This window comes from Kutzneria chonburiensis, assembly GCF_028622115.1.
In the GTDB taxonomy this organism is placed as follows: domain Bacteria; phylum Actinomycetota; class Actinomycetes; order Mycobacteriales; family Pseudonocardiaceae; genus Kutzneria; species Kutzneria chonburiensis.
On sequence record NZ_CP097263.1, the window covers coordinates 6,841,789 to 6,859,583 of the forward strand.

19 protein-coding genes are annotated in these 17,795 nt (G+C 71.4%); 4 read left to right on the forward strand and 15 right to left on the reverse strand.

Annotated elements, in window-relative coordinates:
- Positions 1 to 10: 10 nt before the first annotated feature.
- The 13 genes from M3Q35_RS31325 to M3Q35_RS31385 form a co-directional block, all read right to left on the reverse strand.
- Positions 11 to 433: a DUF3093 family protein gene (locus M3Q35_RS31325; RefSeq protein ID WP_273936141.1), complete on the reverse strand. Its 423-nt coding sequence runs from the start codon at positions 431 to 433 to the stop codon at positions 11 to 13.
- Positions 430 to 867 (reverse strand): hypothetical protein, encoded by a 438-nt coding sequence (locus M3Q35_RS31330; protein WP_273936142.1) that lies wholly within the window; start codon positions 865 to 867, stop codon positions 430 to 432. The genes M3Q35_RS31325 and M3Q35_RS31330 overlap by 4 nt, the downstream gene beginning before the upstream one ends.
- 18 nt (positions 868 to 885) lie before the next feature.
- On the reverse strand, positions 886 to 1,410 hold the full coding sequence (locus tag M3Q35_RS31335) for a hypothetical protein (protein ID WP_273936143.1): 525 nt from the start codon (positions 1,408 to 1,410) through the stop codon (positions 886 to 888).
- Positions 1,407 to 2,375 carry a porphobilinogen synthase gene (gene hemB, locus M3Q35_RS31340; RefSeq protein ID WP_273936144.1) on the reverse strand — a complete coding sequence of 323 codons (969 nt, stop codon included), beginning with the start codon at positions 2,373 to 2,375 and terminating at the stop codon, positions 1,407 to 1,409. The genes M3Q35_RS31335 and hemB overlap by 4 nt, the downstream gene beginning before the upstream one ends.
- A gap of 90 nt (positions 2,376 to 2,465) precedes the next feature.
- Complete coding sequence (locus M3Q35_RS31345; RefSeq protein WP_273936145.1) at positions 2,466 to 3,998, reverse strand: bifunctional uroporphyrinogen-III C-methyltransferase/uroporphyrinogen-III synthase; 1,533 nt, start codon at positions 3,996 to 3,998, stop codon at positions 2,466 to 2,468.
- A 14-nt stretch (positions 3,999 to 4,012) separates the two neighbouring features.
- Positions 4,013 to 4,951, reverse strand: a complete 939-nt coding sequence (gene hemC / locus M3Q35_RS31350) for a hydroxymethylbilane synthase (RefSeq protein WP_273936146.1) — start codon at positions 4,949 to 4,951, stop codon at positions 4,013 to 4,015.
- Positions 4,948 to 6,276, reverse strand: coding sequence for a glutamyl-tRNA reductase (locus M3Q35_RS31355; RefSeq protein WP_273936147.1), 1,329 nt, complete (start codon positions 6,274 to 6,276; stop codon positions 4,948 to 4,950). The genes hemC and M3Q35_RS31355 overlap by 4 nt, the downstream gene beginning before the upstream one ends.
- Positions 6,277 to 6,319: 43 nt before the next feature.
- Entirely contained in the window at positions 6,320 to 7,036 is a 717-nt protein-coding gene (locus M3Q35_RS31360; protein WP_273944525.1) for a redox-sensing transcriptional repressor Rex, read from the reverse strand.
- A 151-nt stretch (positions 7,037 to 7,187) separates the two neighbouring features.
- Positions 7,188 to 8,687: a molybdopterin-dependent oxidoreductase gene (locus M3Q35_RS31365; RefSeq protein ID WP_273944527.1), complete on the reverse strand. Its 1,500-nt coding sequence runs from the start codon at positions 8,685 to 8,687 to the stop codon at positions 7,188 to 7,190.
- 115 nt (positions 8,688 to 8,802) lie between these two features.
- Positions 8,803 to 10,014 (reverse strand): cytochrome P450 family protein, encoded by a 1,212-nt coding sequence (locus M3Q35_RS31370; protein ID WP_273936148.1) that lies wholly within the window; start codon positions 10,012 to 10,014, stop codon positions 8,803 to 8,805.
- Positions 10,015 to 10,081: 67 nt separating this feature from the next.
- On the reverse strand, positions 10,082 to 10,555 hold the full coding sequence (locus tag M3Q35_RS31375; protein ID WP_273936149.1) for a hypothetical protein: 474 nt from the start codon (positions 10,553 to 10,555) through the stop codon (positions 10,082 to 10,084).
- Positions 10,552 to 10,791, reverse strand: coding sequence for a glutaredoxin family protein (locus M3Q35_RS31380; protein WP_273936150.1), 240 nt, complete (start codon positions 10,789 to 10,791; stop codon positions 10,552 to 10,554). Before M3Q35_RS31380 ends, M3Q35_RS31375 begins: the two co-directional genes overlap by 4 nt.
- A 10-nt stretch (positions 10,792 to 10,801) precedes the next feature.
- Positions 10,802 to 12,286 carry an AMP-binding protein gene (locus M3Q35_RS31385; protein WP_273936151.1) on the reverse strand — a complete coding sequence of 495 codons (1,485 nt, stop codon included), beginning with the start codon at positions 12,284 to 12,286 and terminating at the stop codon, positions 10,802 to 10,804.
- A 167-nt stretch (positions 12,287 to 12,453) separates the two neighbouring features.
- On the opposite strand from M3Q35_RS31385, the gene M3Q35_RS31390 reads away from it, so the two are divergent.
- The 3 genes from M3Q35_RS31390 to M3Q35_RS31400 all read left to right on the forward strand — a co-directional run bounded on the left by M3Q35_RS31390 (position 12,454) and on the right by M3Q35_RS31400 (position 15,117).
- On the forward strand, positions 12,454 to 13,056 hold the full coding sequence (locus M3Q35_RS31390; protein WP_273936152.1) for a sigma-70 family RNA polymerase sigma factor: 603 nt from the start codon (positions 12,454 to 12,456) through the stop codon (positions 13,054 to 13,056).
- A gap of 100 nt (positions 13,057 to 13,156) precedes the next feature.
- Entirely contained in the window at positions 13,157 to 14,170 is a 1,014-nt protein-coding gene (locus M3Q35_RS31395) for a DUF5667 domain-containing protein (RefSeq protein WP_273936153.1), read from the forward strand.
- Positions 14,171 to 14,262: 92 nt separating this feature from the next.
- The gene (locus tag M3Q35_RS31400; RefSeq protein WP_273944529.1) at positions 14,263 to 15,117 is read left to right on the forward strand and encodes an HAD family hydrolase; all 855 of its coding nucleotides are present in this window, start codon (positions 14,263 to 14,265) and stop codon (positions 15,115 to 15,117) included.
- A 72-nt stretch (positions 15,118 to 15,189) separates the two neighbouring features.
- Here M3Q35_RS31400 and M3Q35_RS31405 read toward each other — a convergent pair whose 3' ends face one another.
- Entirely contained in the window at positions 15,190 to 15,660 is a 471-nt protein-coding gene (locus M3Q35_RS31405; RefSeq protein ID WP_273936154.1) for a YbjQ family protein, read from the reverse strand.
- Positions 15,661 to 15,733: 73 nt separating this feature from the next.
- Between M3Q35_RS31405 and M3Q35_RS31410 the strand changes: the two genes are divergently transcribed.
- Positions 15,734 to 16,699 (forward strand): FAD-dependent oxidoreductase, encoded by a 966-nt coding sequence (locus tag M3Q35_RS31410; RefSeq protein WP_273936155.1) that lies wholly within the window; start codon positions 15,734 to 15,736, stop codon positions 16,697 to 16,699.
- Here the strand turns inward: M3Q35_RS31410 and M3Q35_RS31415 are convergent.
- Entirely contained in the window at positions 16,696 to 17,712 is a 1,017-nt protein-coding gene (locus M3Q35_RS31415) for a LacI family DNA-binding transcriptional regulator (protein WP_273936156.1), read from the reverse strand. The two genes, M3Q35_RS31410 and M3Q35_RS31415, sit on opposite strands and share 4 nt — an antisense overlap.
- Positions 17,713 to 17,795: the final 83 nt, after the last annotated feature.

The window sequence follows — 17,795 nt, forward strand, 5'->3', positions numbered from 1 at the left end:
CACCAGAGTCTCACGCCGCCAGCAAGGCCCGAAGCGCCGCCCTCAGCTCGTCCGGGCGACGGGCCCAGGCCAGCACGATCTTGCCGTCGTGCAGACGAAGCGGAACGGCGCCGGTGCCCTTCGGGGTCGTCCAGCCGCCACCCAGCACCTTGGCCACCTCGGGCTCGTCATCCTCGACGGCGGCGATGTCGGCAACCGGGAGCTCTTCCTCGCCCAGCCGCAGAACGTCGTCCGTGAGCGACACCGACCGCAGCCGCCGACGCGCCGCCACCCACAGCGCCCACACGCCAGCCAGCACCATCGCCGCCAGCAGCCAGCCGAGGACGTGCACCGAGCCGCTCAGCGCCTCGACGGCGAGGCCGAGCAGCGCGAAGCCCGGCGCCCACAGCACCGGCCAGAACGACGAGCCCGGCTCGGCGTAGCGAGTGGTCACCCCTGCTTGATCCAGGTGAAGTACCGGTTGGACGCCGGCAGGAACAGCAGGATCAGCCCGGCCACGCCGAACAGCGCGCCGGGGCCGTCCAGGTTGAACAGCAGCAGGCAGAACAGCTGGAGGAACACCAGGACGATGAGCAGCACCCGGGCCCGGCGATTGGCCTTCATCAGCAGGTATACGCCGGCCGCGGCCAGCACGCCGATGATCAGGGCGGCGAACTCGGCGATGGTGAGCACCGTGCTGACCTGGTCCCGCGTGACGGTCTTGGGCAGGCCCACCATCTGCTGGTCGACCTGGGCGCTGTGATTGCTCATCACGATGGTGGACACACCGAGATAGGTGATGGCCGACAGCACCCACAGCACGACGGAGATGGTGACGAGAGTGGGCCGGGCAACGGTGTCCCGCTCGCCCGATTCGTTCGTGGTCACGGGCGCACGCTACACGTCCTACCAGCGCTGAGGCTGCTGCGGCGGCATCACGAAACGGACCGACATGGTGCGGAAGTAGTCGTTGGACGGCTTCAGCCACATGGCCACCAGCGCGGCCACGTCCAGCACGAGACCGAGGGCGGACAGGGCCACCTCGAGCGGGTCGACGGTCAGCCCCTGGGCGGCGGCCATGCCGTCGGCGACGCCGAACATGCCCAGCACGCCGAGCACCACGAAGATCACGCCGAAGAAGGTGAGCAGCACTCGGGCCCACGATCGGCCGCCACGCATCTTGTTGGCCACCAACACGTACAGCGCGACGGTGGCCGCGCTGAACAACACGCCGAGCACGATCTCGCCGTTGACGGCGGCCTCGACCTGCTGCCCGAACAACGTCGGATCGAGCTGACGGACCTGGTCGCGCAGGCCCTGCCGATCGGCCAGCACGACCAGCGCCCGCACCGCCGACAACAGCGCGCCGGCCACCCACAGCCAACGCGCGATGTCGACGGTGCGAGGCACCGTCACTTCGGGTTGCGTCATAGCCACTTCGCGGCTTCGGCAGCCCAGTAGGTGAGGATCATGTCAGCGCCGGCCCGGCGGAGCGAGGTCAGCGACTCCATGATCGAACGCTGACGGTCCAGCCAACCGTTGGCCGCCGCCGCCTCGACCATCGCGTACTCGCCGGACACCTGGTAGACCGCGACCGGGACCTCCGAGTTGTCGGCGACGGTCCGCAGCACGTCCAGGTAGGGCAGGCCGGGCTTGACCATCACGATGTCCGCGCCCTCGGCGATGTCCAACGACAGCTCGCGCAGCGCCTCCCGCGCGTTGGCCGGATCCTGTTGGTACGTCTTGCGATCGCCCTTGAGCTGGGACCCGACGGCCTCGCGGAACGGGCCGTAGAACGCCGAGGCGTACTTGACCGCGTAGGCCAGGATCCCGGTGTCCAGGTAGCCGGCCTCGTCCAGCGCCTCGCGGATCACGCCGACCTGGCCGTCCATCATGCCGCTGGTGCCGACCATGTGCGCGCCCGAACGGGCCTGCTCGATGGCCATGTCGGCATAGATGCGCAGGGTGGCGTCGTTGTCCACGGCGCCGTCGGAGTCCAGCACGCCGCAGTGGCCGTGGTCGGTGAACTCGTCGAGGCACAGGTCGGACATCAGCACGGTGTCGTCGCCGAGCTCGCTGCGCAGGTCGCGCAGGGCCACGTTGAGAATGCCGTTGGGGTCGGTCGCGCCGGAGCCGACGGCGTCGTGCTTGAGCGGCACGCCGTACACCATCAGACCACCGACACCGGCCTGCACGGCCTCGACGGCGGCCTTGCGCAGCGTGTCGCGGGTGTGCTGGACGACGCCGGGCATGGAGGCAATCGGGATCGGCTCCGTCGCCCCCTCCTTGACGAACATCGGCAGGATCAGCTGGCGCGGCCGGACGTCGATCTCGCTGACCAGACGGCGCATGGCCGGGGTGCGGCGCAGCCGCCGAGGACGATGAGTGGGGAACACGACGAGTACTCCCTTTTGTGGGCCAAACGCTTGGAAGGGGGCCTTCCTGCACTCGGAGTGCAGGAAGGCCCCCTTCCAAGCGTTACTGAATCACGACCGGCGCAGGCGCTTGGTCTTGCGCGGCGGCGGCAGCGCGCCCTCGGCGCGGAGCCGGGCGGCGTGCTGGGCCAGCGCGTCCACCAGTGCGGGCACGGTGGCGAACTCGGGCTGCACGTCGACGCGCAGGCCGAACTCGCGGGCGGTCTCGGCGGTCTGCGGGCCGATGCACGCGACCAGCGTCCGGGTGTGCGGCTTGCCGGCGATGCCGACCAGGTTGCGCACGGTGGACGAGGACGTGAAGCAGACCGCGTCGAAACCGCCGGACTTGATCATCTCGCGGGTGTCGGCGGGCGGCGGCGCGGCCCGCACGGTGCGGTACGCCGTCACGTCGTCGATCTCCCAGCCGCGCTCGCGCAGCCCGGCCGCCAACGTCTCGGTGGCGATGTCGGCCCGCGGCAGCAGCACCCGGTCCACCGGGTCGAGAATGTCGTCGTAGGGCGGGAAGTCGGCCAGCAGGCCCTCGCTGGACTGCTCACCCGACGGGATCAGCTCCGGGATGATGCCGAACGAGCGAACCTTGGCGGCGGTGCTCTCACCGACGCAGGCGATCTTCACGCCGGAGAACGCGCGGGCGTCGAGGCCGAACTCGCGGAACTTCTCCCACACCGCACGCACCGCGTTGGTCGAGGTGAAGATGACCCACTGGTAGCGGCCGTCGACCAGGCCCTTGACCGAGCGCTCCATCTGCGCCGGGCTGCGCGGCGGCTCGACGGAGATCGTCGGCACCTCGACCGGGATCGCGCCGTGCTCACGCAGCCGCTCGCTCATCGCGCCGGCCTGCTCCTTGGTGCGCGGCACCAGGACCCGCCAGCCGTACAGCGCCCGCGACTCCCACCAGGACAGCTTGGACCGGCCGGCGACGGTGCTGCCGACGGTCACCACCAGCTGCCCGGCCAGATCGCCGGCATCGGCGGCCAGCGCGGCCAGCGAGGTGTCCACGGTGCGCTGCCCGAAGGCGGTGCCGCCCGCGGTCACCGCGACCGGGGTCTGCGGGGCCAAACCGTTCTCCACCAACGAGGACGCGGCCTCGGCCAGGTGCGAACCGGTGGCGTGCAGCACAAGCGTGCCGGGCGCGGCGGCAAGGCCGGCCCAGTCCACAGTGGACCGTACGTCGGCCTCGGTGTGCACGGCGCCGAGCGCGACACCGGCGTAGGCCGGAACCGCTGTGCCGCCGGGAACTCCGGGCACCACGTCGAAGTCCACAGTGGACTTCGCGACGCACTGGGCCTCGGTCACCACCGAGTCGAGGGTCAGCGGGTCGCCGGACACCAGCCGGACGACGCTGCGGCCGTTGCGGGCCTCGTTGACCAGGTCCTTGGCGACGTCGCCCGGCTCGCCGACGGCCGGGCGCACCTCGGCGCCCTCGGCCAGGCCGACCACCTCGGTCGGCACGTCCGGGTCGGTCACCACCAGCTCTGCCCTGGCCAGCAACTCCGTGGCCCGAACCGTCAGCAGCCCGGCATCGCCGGGGCCGGAACCCACGAACGCGACGCGTCCGGGGGTCTTACGTGCGCGGGTCGTCATCAGGGCACTCCCCATCACTTGCTCCCCGGGCCACTGAGCACGGTGGCGCCGAGATCAAGCAGTTCGGCCGCGAGCGCCCGGCCCAACTGCTCTGCTGTGGTCAAGTCACCGGTGGCCGACGCCCGCAGCAGCTCGTTCTGCGGCGTCGCGGCGACCCCGCGCAACGACAGGCGGAGAACCGTCCGGCCGTCGTCGTCGAGGTCTTCCACCACATCGGCCAGTGCGCCGACGGGCGCGCTGCACCCGGCCTCCAGCGCGGCAAGCATCGCGCGCTCGGCGGTGACAGCGGCCCTACTGGCCTGATCATCCAGGCAAGAGCGAAGCAGGTGTTCGGTGTCGAAGTCGTCGACCCGGCACTCCACCGCCAGCGCACCCTGGGCGGGGGCGGGCAGCATCTGGATCGGGTCGAGGAACTCGGTCACCACGTCGAGCCGGCCGAGCCGGGACAGGCCCGCGGCGGCGACCACGACAGCGTCGAGCTCGCCGTCGAACACCTTGCGGATCCGGCTGTCCACGTTGCCGCGGATCGGCACCATCTCCAGCCCGAGGCCGAGGGCCTCGAGCTGGGTGACCCGGCGGGCCGCGCCGGTGCCGACCCGGCTGCCGGCCGGCAGCTCGCCCAGCACCATGCCGTCCCGCGCGACCAGGGCGTCCCTGGGGTCCTCGCGGGTGGGCACGGCGGCCAGCACGAGCCGCGGGTCCGGCGCCGTCGGCAGGTCCTTGTACGAGTGGACGGCCACGTCCACCTCGTCGTTGGCCAGCGCGTCACGCAGGGCCGAGGTGAACACGCCGACACCGATCTCGGCGATCGGCGCGTGCGAACGGTCGCCCGGGGTGGTCACGGTGACGATCTCCACCGTGGCGCCCGCGCGCTCCAGCCGCTCGGCCATCATGCCGGTCTGGGCCAACGCGAGGGCACTGCCCCTGGTGCCGATCCTCAACGTCCGGTTCACCGATCTCCACCGCCGTGCTCGGTCTCTACTGTCCGTGGCGTGCTGACCACCCTCGGCGCCTGCGGGTCGAGCTCGAAGAGCTCCCGCAGCGCGTCCGCGTAGCCGGCCCCGCCGGGCGACGAAGCCAGTTCCTTGACGCGGACGGTCGGGGTGTGCAGCAGCTTGTCCACCACCCGGCGGACCGTCCTGGCCAGCTCCGCACGAGTGGAATCATCCAGGTCCGGGAGCCGCGAGTCCAATCGCAACAGTTCGGCGTCCACCACCTCGGCCGCGCGGCGGCGCAGCGCGGTCACCGTCGGGGTGACCGCGGCCGACCGCTGACCGGCCAGGTAGTCGCGCACGCCGTCGGCCACGATGCGCCGGGCCCGCTCGGTGTCCAGCGCCGACGGCGCGGTGGCCAGACGGTGCTGCAACGTCTCCAGATCGACCAGCGTGACGCCGTCGAGGTCGCCGACCGCCGGGTCGACGTCGCGGGGCAGGCCGAGGTCGCAGACGACCAGCGGGCCGCGGTGGGAGCCCGGGACGAACCGGTCAACTCCGACCACCACGTCCATCGCGCCGGTGCAGGCGAGCAGCACGTCCGTGGCGGAGATCTCATCGTCGAGGCGGTCGAGGCCGACCGAACGGGCCGGCACGCCCTCGGTGGTCAGTGCCGCGGCCAGGCGGTCCCCGTTGGCCGGGGTGCGGTTGGCGATGACGATCTCGCCGATGCCGGCGCGGCGCAGGTGCGCGGCGGCCAGGCCACCCATCGAGCCGGCCCCGACCAGCAGCGCCTTGCGCCCGGCCAGGCCGCCCAGCACGCGGTCGGCGTCGGCCAGCGCCTCGGACACCACCGACGCGCCGGCGTGGTCGATGGCGGTCTCGGCGTGCACCCGCTTGCCGGCCCGCAGCGCCTGCTGCGTGACCTCGTGCAGGGTCTTGCCGACGGTGCCGGCGTCATCCGCGTCGGCGTACGCGCCGCGCAGCTGGCCGAGGATCTGGGCCTCGCCGACGACCATCGAGTCCAGGCCCGCGGCCACCGAGAACAGGTGCTCGACCGCGGCCGCGGCGTAGTGCACGTAGAAGTGCTCGCACAGCTCGTTGACCTCGATGCCGGAGTGCCGCGAGAGCACGGAGGTGACGTCGGCCAGACCGCCGTGGAAGGCGTCGACGACCGCGTACACCTCGATCCGGTTGCACGTCGACAGCAGCAGCGCCTCGGTGACGTTGTCCTGGTTCAGCAGCTCGTCGAGCAGCTTGGGCATACCGTCCGAGGACACCGCCAGCTTCTCCAGCAGGCGCACCTCGGCCGTGCGGTGGGACACACCGACCGCGAGCAGGCTCATTCCGACCACCCCCCAGCTAGAACGGTCGAGCCGGCCTTCGAGTTCACCCGGGCACCACCATTCCGCTCTCGTCCGCGTTCGCAGCCTCGTCCGCACGCCGAGCCACGTGGAACGACAGGATCTGCATCTCCACCGCCAAGTCAACCTTGCGCACCTCGACGTGGTCTGGAACCTGGATCACGACGGGTGCGAAGTTCAGGATGCATTGCACGCCCGCGGATACCAAACGGTCGCAGACCCCCTGGGCGGCGGGTGGCGGGGTGGCGATGACCCCGATCGAGATCTCCCGCTCGGCGCACACCCTGGGGATGTCGTCGACGTGGCTGACCAGTATTCCTCCGACCGGCACGCCGATCAGGTCCTCGTCGACGTCGAACAGCGCGGAGACCGGAAAACCGCGTCCCGGGAAGCCCGCGTAGTTGGCCAGCGCGTGACCAAGGTTACCGATGCCGACCACGCAGACGGAGTGCTTGCGGGTCAGTCCGAGGATGCGCTCGATCTGGTCGACCAGCACCTCGACCTCGTAGCCGACGCCACGGGTGCCGTACGAGCCGATGTAGGACAGGTCCTTGCGCAGTTTGGCCGAGTTGACGCCGGCGGCGGCCGACAGCTCCTCGCTGGAGATGGTGGTCACGTCCTGCTCGGCCAGACCCGACAGCACCCGCAGGTAGACCGCGAGGCGGGCGACGGCGGCCTCGGGGATGGCCCGGGCCCGCTCGCGCGTGGCCGGTTCGTCCGGAAGCCGGCCAGGGGCAGTCACGACCTCGACGTCCTCACCCCGCCGTGCACCCACGCTGGTTGCTCCCTCGATTGGTGTGATGGGACAACCGTAGCGCTTGTGAACGTGTGCACAAAGTTGGCGGCTCGGGGCACGAAACCGGCCTCGCCCGTTCGGGCGACACCGGTGGGATTCACGCCGTGGTGAACGCCACCGAGTGCAGTCCGGTGGCCCCGTCCGGCACGGCGTCGGCCACATCCACGGTCTGCGTGTAGCCCGAGCTGTCGGTGGCCCGCACCACCACGGTGTGGCTGCCCGGCCGCAGGTCGAAGGTCCGCCGCCACATCCGCCAGGCCTCCTTGGTGGGCTGCACGGCCAGGTCGGCCTCCTGCCAGGGGCCGCCGTCCATCTGCACCTCGACCTTGGCGATGCCCTTGGTCTGGGCCCAGGCGATACCGGCCACCACGACCTTGCCGGCCGGTACCGAGCCCAGGCCGCGCGGGCTGTCGATGCGCGACTCGGTCTTGATCGGGGCCTTCTCCGAATAGCCCCGAGGCACCCAGTACTGGGTCTTGGCGGCGAACGTCGTGAGTTCGATGTCGGTGACCCACTTGGTGGCCGACACGTAGCCGTAGAGGCCGGGCACGACCAGCCGGGCCGGGAAGCCGTGCTCGGGCGGCAGTGCCTCGCCGTTCATGCCCACGGCCAGCATGGCGTTGCGCCCGGGATCCATGATCACGTCGAGCGGGCTGCCGGCGGTGTAGCCGTCGGAACTGGTGGAGAAGACCTGGTCGGCCCCGGCCTTCACGCCGACCTTGGCCAGCAGGTCGCGCATCAGCACGCCGGTGAACTGCGCGGTCGAGATGTACGGGCCGCCGACCGGATCGGACACGCAGGTCAGCGTCACGGTCCTGGTGATCAGGTCCATGTCCATCACGTCGTCGAAGGTCAGCGTGAGCTCCCGGTCGACCATGCCGTGGATGCGGAGCGACCAGTCCTCCGCGGTCAGCCGCGGCACCGACAGTGCGGTGTCGATCCGGTAGAAGTTCTCGTTCCTGGTCAGGTACGTCGGCGTGCCGTCCTGGGCGAAGTCCGAGCCGGCGACCGTGGTCTGGTCGCGGTACCTGGCCAGCCGACGGGGCACCGTCGCCCGGGAGCCCTCCACGTCCACCCGGGTGCCGATGAACTGCCCGGCGAGGCCGGCGATCCCGGCCCCGACGGCCACCCCGACGGTCCCCTGGAGGAACTTGCGCCGCTCGATGCCCTCCGGGCTGCCTGGTTCCTGCACTCGCAGCGCGGCGGCGTGCAGGCGACGGAAGACCGTCACCCCGGCGCCCAGGCTGGCCGCCGGCGCGAGGATGGCCAGCTGGCCGAGGTCGCTACGGCTGAACACCGCCGCGACCGCAGCGCCGCCCAACAGCACCGCCAGCACCGTGCCCGGCACCGGGCTGCGCCGTGACAGCAGCCCGGCCGCAGCCGCCACGACCAGCAGGAACACCGCCATGCCGGACAGCAGCACCAGCTTGTCGGCGGTGCCGAAGGACGTGACGGCGAACTCCTTGAGCGGCGCCGGCGTCAGGTCGATCGCCGCGTTGCCGACGGCCAGGAACGGCGAGGCGTTCGGGTCGATGAAGGCCGCGACGAGGTGGCCGGCGGCCAGCGCCGCCGCCACCCCGAGCAGGCCGATCAGCATCGCCGGGCCGACCGGGATCCGGGTCTCGGTCGGCTGCGGCGGCGCTACGGCGGTCGTTGGTGCACCCACACTTCAAGTTCGTGCCAGGACCGCCGAAGGTTCAAGCGGACGGGCCTTACGAATTCGTGACGACCGCCCGTGCCCCCAGGACAACCGGCATTTCCGAATAACCGTTCATGATCGTCGCGTGCCGGAACGGCAGCTCGTCGGCCGGCACCGCCACCTTGGCGTCCGGGAACTGGCGCACGAACGCCGTCAGCGCGACCTCGGCCTCCAGCCGAGCCAGCGGGGCCCCGAGGCAGTGGTGCAGGCCGTGACCGAAGGCGACGTGCCCACGCGCGCCGCGGTCAAGGTCGATCTGCTCGGGATGCGAGAAGCGGTCCGCGTCGCGGTTGGCCGAGCCCAGCGCGAGCGCCACCATCTCGTTGGCCGGAATGGTCACGCCGCCGACCTCGACCGGCTCGGTGGTGTACCGGGCGGTCCCCAGCATCACCGGCGAGTCCACGCGCAGCAGCTCGTCGATCACCGGCATGGGGTCGGCCAGCAGCCGCTCGGCCAGCGCCGGCTCGGCCGTCAGCCGCAGGATGGCCGAGCTGATCAGGTTGGTCGTGGTCTCGTGGCCGGCGATCAGGATCAGCAGCGCCATCGCCAGCACCTCGTGCGGCGAGAGCCGGTCGCCCTCCTCGGCCCTGGTCATCGCCGACAGCAGGTCCTCACCCGGGTCGGCCTGCTTGGCCTCGATCAGCTTGCCCAGGTAGGCCACCACGGCGTCGTTGGCCGGCATGTACACGGCCGGGTCGCCGGCCAGCAGGTCGCCGGTCCAGGCGTTGAACTCGTGCCGGTCCTCGGCCGGCACGCCCAGCATCTCGCTGATCACCATCGCCGGCAGCGCCATCGCGAAGCCGTCGACCACGTCGACCGGCCCCGGCTCGGTGGCCAGCGCGGCCAGCAGGTTGTCGGTGAGCTGCTCGACGAACGGCCGCAGCTTGGCGATCCGCCGCGCGGTGAAGTCCTTGGCCAGCAGCAGCCGCAGCCGGCTGTGGTCGGGCGGGTCGGCCATCAGCATGCTCTTGCCGAAGCCGGCGTGCAGCTCCGGCTCGCGGCCGGCGGCGATCATCTTGGTGTGCAGCAGGGCGATGATGCGCTCGGAGTCCTTGCTCAGCCGGTCGTCGGTGAGCAGCGCCTTGACGTCGTCGTAGCGCGTGACGACCCAGGTCGGAACGCCGTTGAGCGCGGTGGTCTGGAACACCGGCTCCTCGGCACGCGCGGTGGCCATGAACTCGTGCACGTGCGCGAAGTAGTGGTCGGTGTACATCTCGCGGGTCATGCCTCTACGAAAGCACTGAACGCCCTTGCCGTGCTTGGACTTTTGTACGGAAGGGCAGCGCTGCCCCTCACACCCACCCGTGATGGTGTGAAAGGGAATCCCCCAACCGGTCCACGGTCGGGTCCTGACGGCCGCTGTGGACGGTGTCCAGCACGCTGGCCCACTCCAGGATGATGGTGGCGATCAGCTCGGCCTCGCGCTCGTGGGCCGAGTCGTAGCAGGTGCGCCGGGCCACGAACGCGGTCGACTCGTCGTCGCTGGGATGCTCGGCGATCATGTGCCCGAGCTCGTGCAGGATGATGTGGTTCTGGTGCGGCCTGGTCGTTTCCTGCTGGTAGACGATGAAGTCCGCGCTGTCGGTCGCGAACCACAGCCCGAACGGGCCGGGAATCTCGATCGGATAGGGCACCAGCCGGATCGGCTTGCCGCGGCGGGCGGCCAGCCGGTCGCACAGGTCGCGCACGTCCAGCGGCGGCCGCACGTCCAGCTCCCGCAGCAGCCGCCGGCAGCGCCGCCGCAGCGCGCCCTCCCCGCGCGTCAACGGGCCAGCGCCGCCCGCAGGCGGGGCTCCTCGACCGTCCAGTACCCGTGCTCACGGCCGTCGACCAGGATCACCGGCACCCGGTCGCCGTACTCCTCGCGCAGCTCGGTGTCGGCGTCCACGTCCCGCGCCGACCAGGCCACGCCCAGCTCGTCGCAGATGCGCTTGACGTCGGCCTCGGCCTGCACGCAGTGGTCGCAGCCGACCCTGGTCATCACGGTGACGGTGTGGCTCACGTGGATCAACCTACGCCTGGGGCAGGCGCAGCCGGCTGCGCACCAGCTTGCCGGTCGGCGAGTGCGGCAGCACGTCGGCGAACTCCACCGTCACCGGCACCTTGAACTTGGCCAGCCGCTCGGCACAGTGTTCGGTCACGGCGTCCGCCGTGAGCTCCTCGTCCTGGCCCAGCACGATCACGGCCTTCACCGCCTCGCCCGTGGTCTCGCTGGGCACGCCGACCACCGCCGCCTCGGCGACCTGCGGCAGCTCGACGATGACCTGCTCGACCTCGTGCGGGTACACGTTGAAGCCGTTCACGATGATCAGGTCGCCGGCCCGGTCGACCAGGTGCAGGTCGCCGTCGTCGTCCAGGTAGCCGACGTCGCCGGTGCGGAACCAGCCCTCGGCGTCGGGGCCGTGCGCCCCGTCCGGCCAGTAGCCGCTGAACAGGTTCTCGCCGCGCACCGACACCAGGCCGGCGTCGTCGTCCGGCAGCACGAACTCCTCGTCCTCGGCGAACGGCTGGCCGTCGGTGTCGACGAGGCGCAGCTCGATGCCGGGCAGCGGACGGCCGACCGAGCCCGGCTTGACCTGGCCGCCGACCAGCGTGGAGGTCAGCACCGGGGCCGTCTCGGTGAGGCCGTAGCCCTCGAAGACCGGCAGGCTGGTCGCCTTCTGCACGGCCTCCAGCAGCGACGGGCTCAGCGGCGCCGCGCCCGAGGTGAGCAGACGGACGGTGATCAGGGCGTCACGCAGGCGTGCGGCGTCGACGTGCAGCAGCGCCTGGTACATCGGGGGCACGCCGACCAACGTCGTCACCCGGTGCTGCTCGATGGCGTCAACTGCTGCCTCCGCGTCGAAACGTTGCAGCAGAACAGCGGTCGCGCCGGCGGCCGCGACCTGGAACAGTCCTGGTCCAAGCCCGTAGGAGTGGAACAGCGGCAAGGCGAGCAGGACGCGGTCGGCGGCGGTCACCGGCGCCGGACGCAGCGCCGCGCACTGCGCCACGTTCGCCAGCAACGCGCGGTGCGACAGCATCGCGCCGCGCGGCACACCGGAGGTACCCGACGTGTACGCGAGCACCGCCACGTCCTCGCCGCCGCGCACCGACTCGCCGGTGAGGCCGCCGTCGACGCGCAGCCTCGGCGCGGGCAGCACCCTGGTCGAGGCGTCGCCGCCGTCGCCGATCAGCAGCGAGGCGCCGCTGTCGTCGAGCACGCGGGTCAGCTCACGGCCGGGGCCGCCGGTGCCGACCGGCACCACCACGCCGCCGGCCCGCAGCGTGCCGAACACGGCCACCGCGAACTCCATGGAGGTGGGCAGGCGGACCGCCACCCGGTCGCCGGGCTGGAGACCGGCCTCACGCAGGCGGTGGGCCTCGACATCGGTCGCGGCGTCCACCTCGGCCCAGGTCAGGGTGTCCCCGGTGGCCGCGTCGATGAACGCGGGGTGATCGGGACCACGGACCGCGGCGGTCCGGACCAGATCCGCCACGTTGCTGACACCGGTCATGCGAGACCTCCCCATCGAGCCGATCGCAGGATTTTGTCACGCTGCCCCGGCGTCATGCAGGAGCTGGGCCCGACGTCTCACCAGGGTCCGCCCGTGAGCGCTACCTACTTGCAAGTAACAACACGTATGCTGCCGCTACGCCGACCAAGGGAGGTGCTGCTGGACCTATGAGCAGCCCTGCCCGCTCCAAACAGCCCAGTGGCCCGCCCCCGACCGCCGACGAGCACGCCGAGGCGTGGCAGCTGGTGGACAAGGCTCAGCGTGGCGACGTCGAGGCGTTCGGCCTGCTCTACGACCGCTACGTGGACCAGGTGTTCCGGTACGTGCTGTTCCGGGTCGGCGACCGCACGCTGGCCGAGGACGTCACCTCGGAGACGTTCCTGCGGGCCCTGCGCCGCATCACCACGGTCAGTTACCAGGGCCGTGACGTCGGCGCCTGGTTCGTCACCATCGCCCGCAACCTCGTGCTCGACCACGTCAAGTCGAGCCGGTACCGGCTGGAGGTCACCACCGCCGAGCTGGACGACAATCGCCAGGTCACGGCCGGTCCCGAGCAGGCAGTGCTGGACGAGGCGACGACAAGCGAGCTGTTGCGCTGCGTGAGCGAGCTCAACGACGACCAGCGGGAGTGCATCGTGTTGCGCTTCCTGCAGGGCCTGTCCGTGGCCGAGACGGCCGAGCAGATGGGCCGGAACGAGGGCGCGATCAAGGCTTTGCAGCATCGCGCGGTACGCCGGCTGGCCCAACTGCTGCCGGCCGAACTGCGCTAGCTGTGCTCACGCGCTGACGTAATGCTCTTACGCGTAACCGATGCAGTGCCGCCGTCGTTTCCTGGATTGGAAGCGAACAGGTGGTGAGGTGGAGACCCGGATGGAGCACGAACGCGTCGCGGATCTGCTGCGGCGCTCGGCCGACGCGGTGGGGCCGACCCCACGCGAGCGGGAACGCATGCGGCTGCGGGTGCTCGCCGAGTTCAAGGCCATGGACTTCGAGTCCCCGCCGGCCCCGGTCCGCGACTTACCCGTGCGGTCGACCGCGCCCGGACGGCTGATGGTGGCCATGGCCGCCGCGCTGTGCCTGATCCTGGCGCTGGGCGCGATGAGCCTGCTGCTCAGCCGGGACGCGCTGCCCGGCGACCCGCTGTACGCGATCAAGCGCACCGCCGAGTCCGCCTCGTTCGGGTTGGCCTTCGACGACGCGGCCAAGGCCCGCAAGCACCTCGAGTTCGCCACCGCGCGGATCGACGAGATGGAGGGCATGGCCGCCCGCGGCAACACGCCCATCGGCTCGTACCTGACCGCGCTCACCGACTTCGACACCGACGCCGCTGCCGGATCGCGGCTGCTCACCGTGCTGAGCACCAACGGCGACGGCTCCGGCCTGACCTACCTGCGCGACTGGGCCAAGCAGCAGTCGCAGCGGCTCAAGACCCTGCGGCCCTCGCTGCCCGAGCGCGCCGACACCAGCGCCGACCTGCTCAACGCCATCACCGAGCGCGCCGACGCCCTGATCGCGCGGCTGAACTGCTACACGATCACCACCGGCGCCACCGACGATGTCGGCGCGCTGCCGGCCACCGGTGCGTGCGCCACGCGGCCGCCGGTCCAGCAGAGCTACGGCACCACGCCGACCACGACCTCGCATCCGGGCGGTGGCGCGCCGGGCAACGGGGTCGGCGGCGGGTCGACGACGACGGCCACCACCACGCCGACCGTCACCTTCACCACACCGACGGTCGCCTCGCCCGTGACGACCGGGTCCAAGGGACCGGGACCGACCACTACCAGCAGCAAGCCGACCGACATCTCCGTGCCGCTGCCGTTGCCCGGGATCACCCTGCCGCCGCTGCTGCCCGGACTACCGGGCATTGTGCTCGGACACTGATCGCTACCCTTGCACGATGAGGAACCGGCAGGAGCGGGGGAGGCGCGGCGGTGCCACGCTGGCGTGACGGGGCGGACGCGGAGCTCGAGCGGATGGCCGAGCTGGCCGGCGAGGCATCGGCCGAGGCGGCGGTGGCGGCCGCGGCCGATCTCGAGGCCGCGCTCGCGGTGCCGCCGGACCTGACCGCCGCCGCGTTCTTCGACGTCGACAACACGATGATGATGGGCGCCTCGATCTTCCACTTCGCCCGCGGCCTGGCCAGCCGGAAGTACTTCACCACCGCCGACCTGGCCAGTTTCGCCTGGCGGCAGCTGCGGTTCCGGCTGGGCGGCAAGGAGAACCCGGACAGCGTGCGGGCCAGCCGCGAGCAGGCGCTGGGCTTCGTGGCCGGGCGCAGCGTGCAGGAGCTCGTCGACCTCGGCGAGGAGATCTACGACGAGCTGATGGCGGCCAAGATCTGGTCCGGCACCCGGGCGCTGGCCCAGATGCACCAGGACGCCGGGCAGCGGGTGTGGCTGGTCACCGCGACTCCGGTCGAGCTGGCCTCGATCATCGCGCGGCGGCTCGGCCTGACCGGGGCGTTGGGCACCGTCGCCGAGTCCCGTGACGGCGTCTACACCGGCCGGCTCGTCGGCGACCTGCTGCACGGCAAGGCCAAGGCCCACGCCGTCCGGGCGCTCGCCGCCCGTGAGGGCCTCGACCTGCGGCGCTGCACCGCGTACTCGGACTCCATCAACGACGTGCCCATGCTGTCCACCGCCGGCACCGCCGTGGCCGTCAACCCCGACCCCGGTCTGCGGGAGCTGGCCCGCCGCCGCGGCTGGGAGATCCGCGACTTCCGCACCGGCCGCAAGGCCGCCCGCATCGGCGTGCCCACCGTCCTGGGCGCCGGCGCCCTGGCCGGCGCCGTCGCCGCCGGCATCGCCTACCGCCGCCGCTCCTCCTAGTCAAGCCTTGAAGTTCGGAACGGACCATTCCTCTACTCGGAGTTTGGGAATGGTCCGTTCACAACTTCGGCATCAGCGCTGGGGCTGCTGCTGGGGCTGCTGCATCTGCTGCGGCGGGGCCTGCTGGTACTGCTGCTGTTGCTGGGCCTGCGGCTGGTGCTGCTGCGCGGCGTGCTGCTGGGCCGGCTGGTCGTTGGGCACGATGTAGACGGCAGTGCCGTAGGCAGCGACCTCGCTCATCGTCTGGGCGATCTCGTTGCAGTCGAACCGCATGGCCAGCACGGCGTTCGCGCCGTAGCCCATGGCCTGCTGGCAGAGCCGGCCCAGCGCCTCGTTGCGGGAGTCGCTGAGCATCTGGGTGTACTGGGTCACCTCGCCGCCGCCGAGGGACTTGAGACCGGCCACGAAGTTCACGCCGATGGCGCGGCTGCGCACGGTGAGGCCGAACACCTCGCCGAACACGTGGGTGACCCGGCAGCCGGGCACGTCGTTCATGGTCGAGATCAGGATGGGGAACTGCGGGGGCGCGCTTGGCTGGGACATGTTCCCGGATCGTAGACGGGCACTGTCCCTTTCGGACTCGGTATTCGGTGCCCGATGCCCTACCGTGACGAGCGTGAGTGACGACGTGCTCGTCATCGGGGCCGGTGTGATCGGCCTGACCACCGCGGTGTGCCTGGCCGAGGCGGGCGTGCGGACCAGGGTGATGAGCACCGACCTGCCGCGGCAGACCACGTCGGCGATGGCCGGCGCGATGTGGGGCCCGGCCTTCGCCGAACCAGCCGATCGGGCCCTGGACTGGAGCCGGGTCGGCCTCGACGAGTTCACCCGGCTGGCCCGCGATCCGGCCACCGGCGTCCGCCTCACCCGCGGCCGGATGGCCAGCCGCGGTGCGCTGCCGCTGGACGACCCGCCGCCGCAGGTCACGATGGTCCCGGACCGGGTTGACCTGCGTCGCGCCGAGCTGCCGGCCGGCTTCACCAGCGGGCAGTGGGCCCGCGTTCCGCTGATCGACATGCCGCGCTATCTGGGCTACCTCACCGGCCGGCTGACCGCGGCCGGCGGCCGGCTGGACATCCGCACGGTCGGTCGGCTCAGCGAGGTCGTCGACGAGGCGCCGGTGCTGGTCAACTGCAGCGGCGTCGGGGCCCGGCGACTGGTGCCGGACCTGACCGTGCGAGCGTGTCGCGGGCAGCTCGTGGTGGTGGCCAATCCGGGCATCGAGGAGTTCTTCCTGGAGATCTCCACCGAGCCGGAGTTCACCCACTATTTCCCGCACGGGGACCAGGTTGTGCTCGGCGGCGTGTCCACCGTCGGCGACTGGCGGCTGGAGCCCGACGCGGCCATCGCCTCGGCCATCCTCGAGCGCTGCGCCGCCGTGGAGCCGCTGCTGGCCGGCGCCCCGATCCTGGAGCACCGCGTCGGCCTACGCCCCGAGCGCGCGGCCATCCGGCTCGAAGCCCGCGCGCTCGCCGGCCGGCCCATCGTGCACTGCTACGGCCACGGCAGCCTGGGCGTCACCCTGTCCTGGGGCTCCGCCCGCGAGGCCGCCGACCTGGCCAAGGCACTGATCCAGGGCTAGACCGGCCGGCCCGTCGAGTTGCGGGCGACCAGCGTCGGCTGGAACAGGATCTGCTGGTGGGCGTGCTGTTCCGGCTGCTCGCACTCGGAGATCATCAGCTCCGCGGCCATCCGGCCCATCTGGTACGTGGGCTGCCGGATCGTGGTCAGTGGCACGGCCGCCGACTCGGCCGCGTAGATGTCGTCGTAGCCGACCACCATGACGTCCTCGGGCACCCGCACCCCGGCCCGCAGCAGCACGTGCATGACACCGACGGCCAGCAGGTCGTTGGCGCAGAACACGGCCCGCGGCTTTCGCTTGCCCTGCAACAACTTCTCCCCGGCGGCCCGGCCGGACGCCACGTTCATCGCCGGCACGACCACCTCCTGCAGGCCACCGCCCAGCGCGATGCCGGCGTTGCGCAGCGCGGCCTTGACGCCGGCCCGGCGGTCGGCGCACTGCCGGATGGCCGACGGCCCGGTGACGAAGGTGATCTCCTTGTGGCCCAAGCTCAACAGGTGCTCGGCGGCCAGCCGTCCGCCGGCCACGTTGTCCACCGACACGGAACACTGGTCGGTGCCCAGCGCCGCCCGGTCGACCAGGACCACCGAGGTGCCGACGTCGCGCAGCTGCCGCAGCCGCGTCGAGTCGTCGTGCACGGGCGTGATGAGCACGCCGGCGACCTGCTGCTCCTGGAGCACGCGCAGGTAGTTGCGCTCCTTGTCGTCGGACTCGTCGGAGTTGCCGAGGATGACCACGTACCCGTTGCCGTTGGCCACGTCCTCGGCCCCACGGGCGATGTCGGTGAAGAACGGGTTGGTCACGTCCATCACCACCAGCCCGAGCACCTGACTGCGGCCGGCCCGCAGGGTGCCGGCCGCGCCGTTGCGCACGAAGCCGAGCTCGCCGATGGCCTGCTCGACCCGCAGCCGGGTGGCGTCGGCGACGACCTCGGGCCGGTTGAGCACGTGCGAGACCGTGCCGACGGACACGCCGGCCAGCGCGGCGACGTCCTTGATGCCCACGCGTCGCATGGCGGTCCTCCTCCGATTGAAACGTGTAACAACTCAAGTAGGGCCAGCTTAGGGTACTCCGCGCACGAAATTCCCAGCTACAG

Excerpts from the sequence above, each read along its gene's own strand:
- M3Q35_RS31395 (WP_273936153.1), top strand. The coding sequence starts at position 13,157 with ATGGAGCACGAACGCGTCGCGGATCTGCTGCGGCGCTCGGCCGACGCG.
- M3Q35_RS31345 (WP_273936145.1), bottom strand. The coding sequence starts at position 3,998 with ATGACGACCCGCGCACGTAAGACCCCCGGACGCGTCGCGTTCGTGGGT.
- M3Q35_RS31370 (WP_273936148.1), bottom strand. The coding sequence starts at position 10,014 with ATGACCCGCGAGATGTACACCGACCACTACTTCGCGCACGTGCACGAG.
- M3Q35_RS31365 (WP_273944527.1), bottom strand. The coding sequence starts at position 8,687 with ATGCTGATCGGCCTGCTCGGGGTGGCGGCGGCGCTGGCCGCCGGCCAC.
- M3Q35_RS31355 (WP_273936147.1), bottom strand. The coding sequence starts at position 6,276 with ATGAGCCTGCTCGCGGTCGGTGTGTCCCACCGCACGGCCGAGGTGCGC.
- M3Q35_RS31400 (WP_273944529.1), top strand. The coding sequence starts at position 14,263 with ATGGCCGAGCTGGCCGGCGAGGCATCGGCCGAGGCGGCGGTGGCGGCC.
- M3Q35_RS31390 (WP_273936152.1), top strand. The coding sequence starts at position 12,454 with ATGAGCAGCCCTGCCCGCTCCAAACAGCCCAGTGGCCCGCCCCCGACC.
- M3Q35_RS31385 (WP_273936151.1), bottom strand. The coding sequence starts at position 12,286 with ATGACCGGTGTCAGCAACGTGGCGGATCTGGTCCGGACCGCCGCGGTC.
- M3Q35_RS31415 (WP_273936156.1), bottom strand. The coding sequence starts at position 17,712 with ATGCGACGCGTGGGCATCAAGGACGTCGCCGCGCTGGCCGGCGTGTCC.
- M3Q35_RS31405 (WP_273936154.1), bottom strand. The coding sequence starts at position 15,660 with ATGTCCCAGCCAAGCGCGCCCCCGCAGTTCCCCATCCTGATCTCGACC.
- M3Q35_RS31335 (WP_273936143.1), bottom strand. The coding sequence starts at position 1,410 with ATGACGCAACCCGAAGTGACGGTGCCTCGCACCGTCGACATCGCGCGT.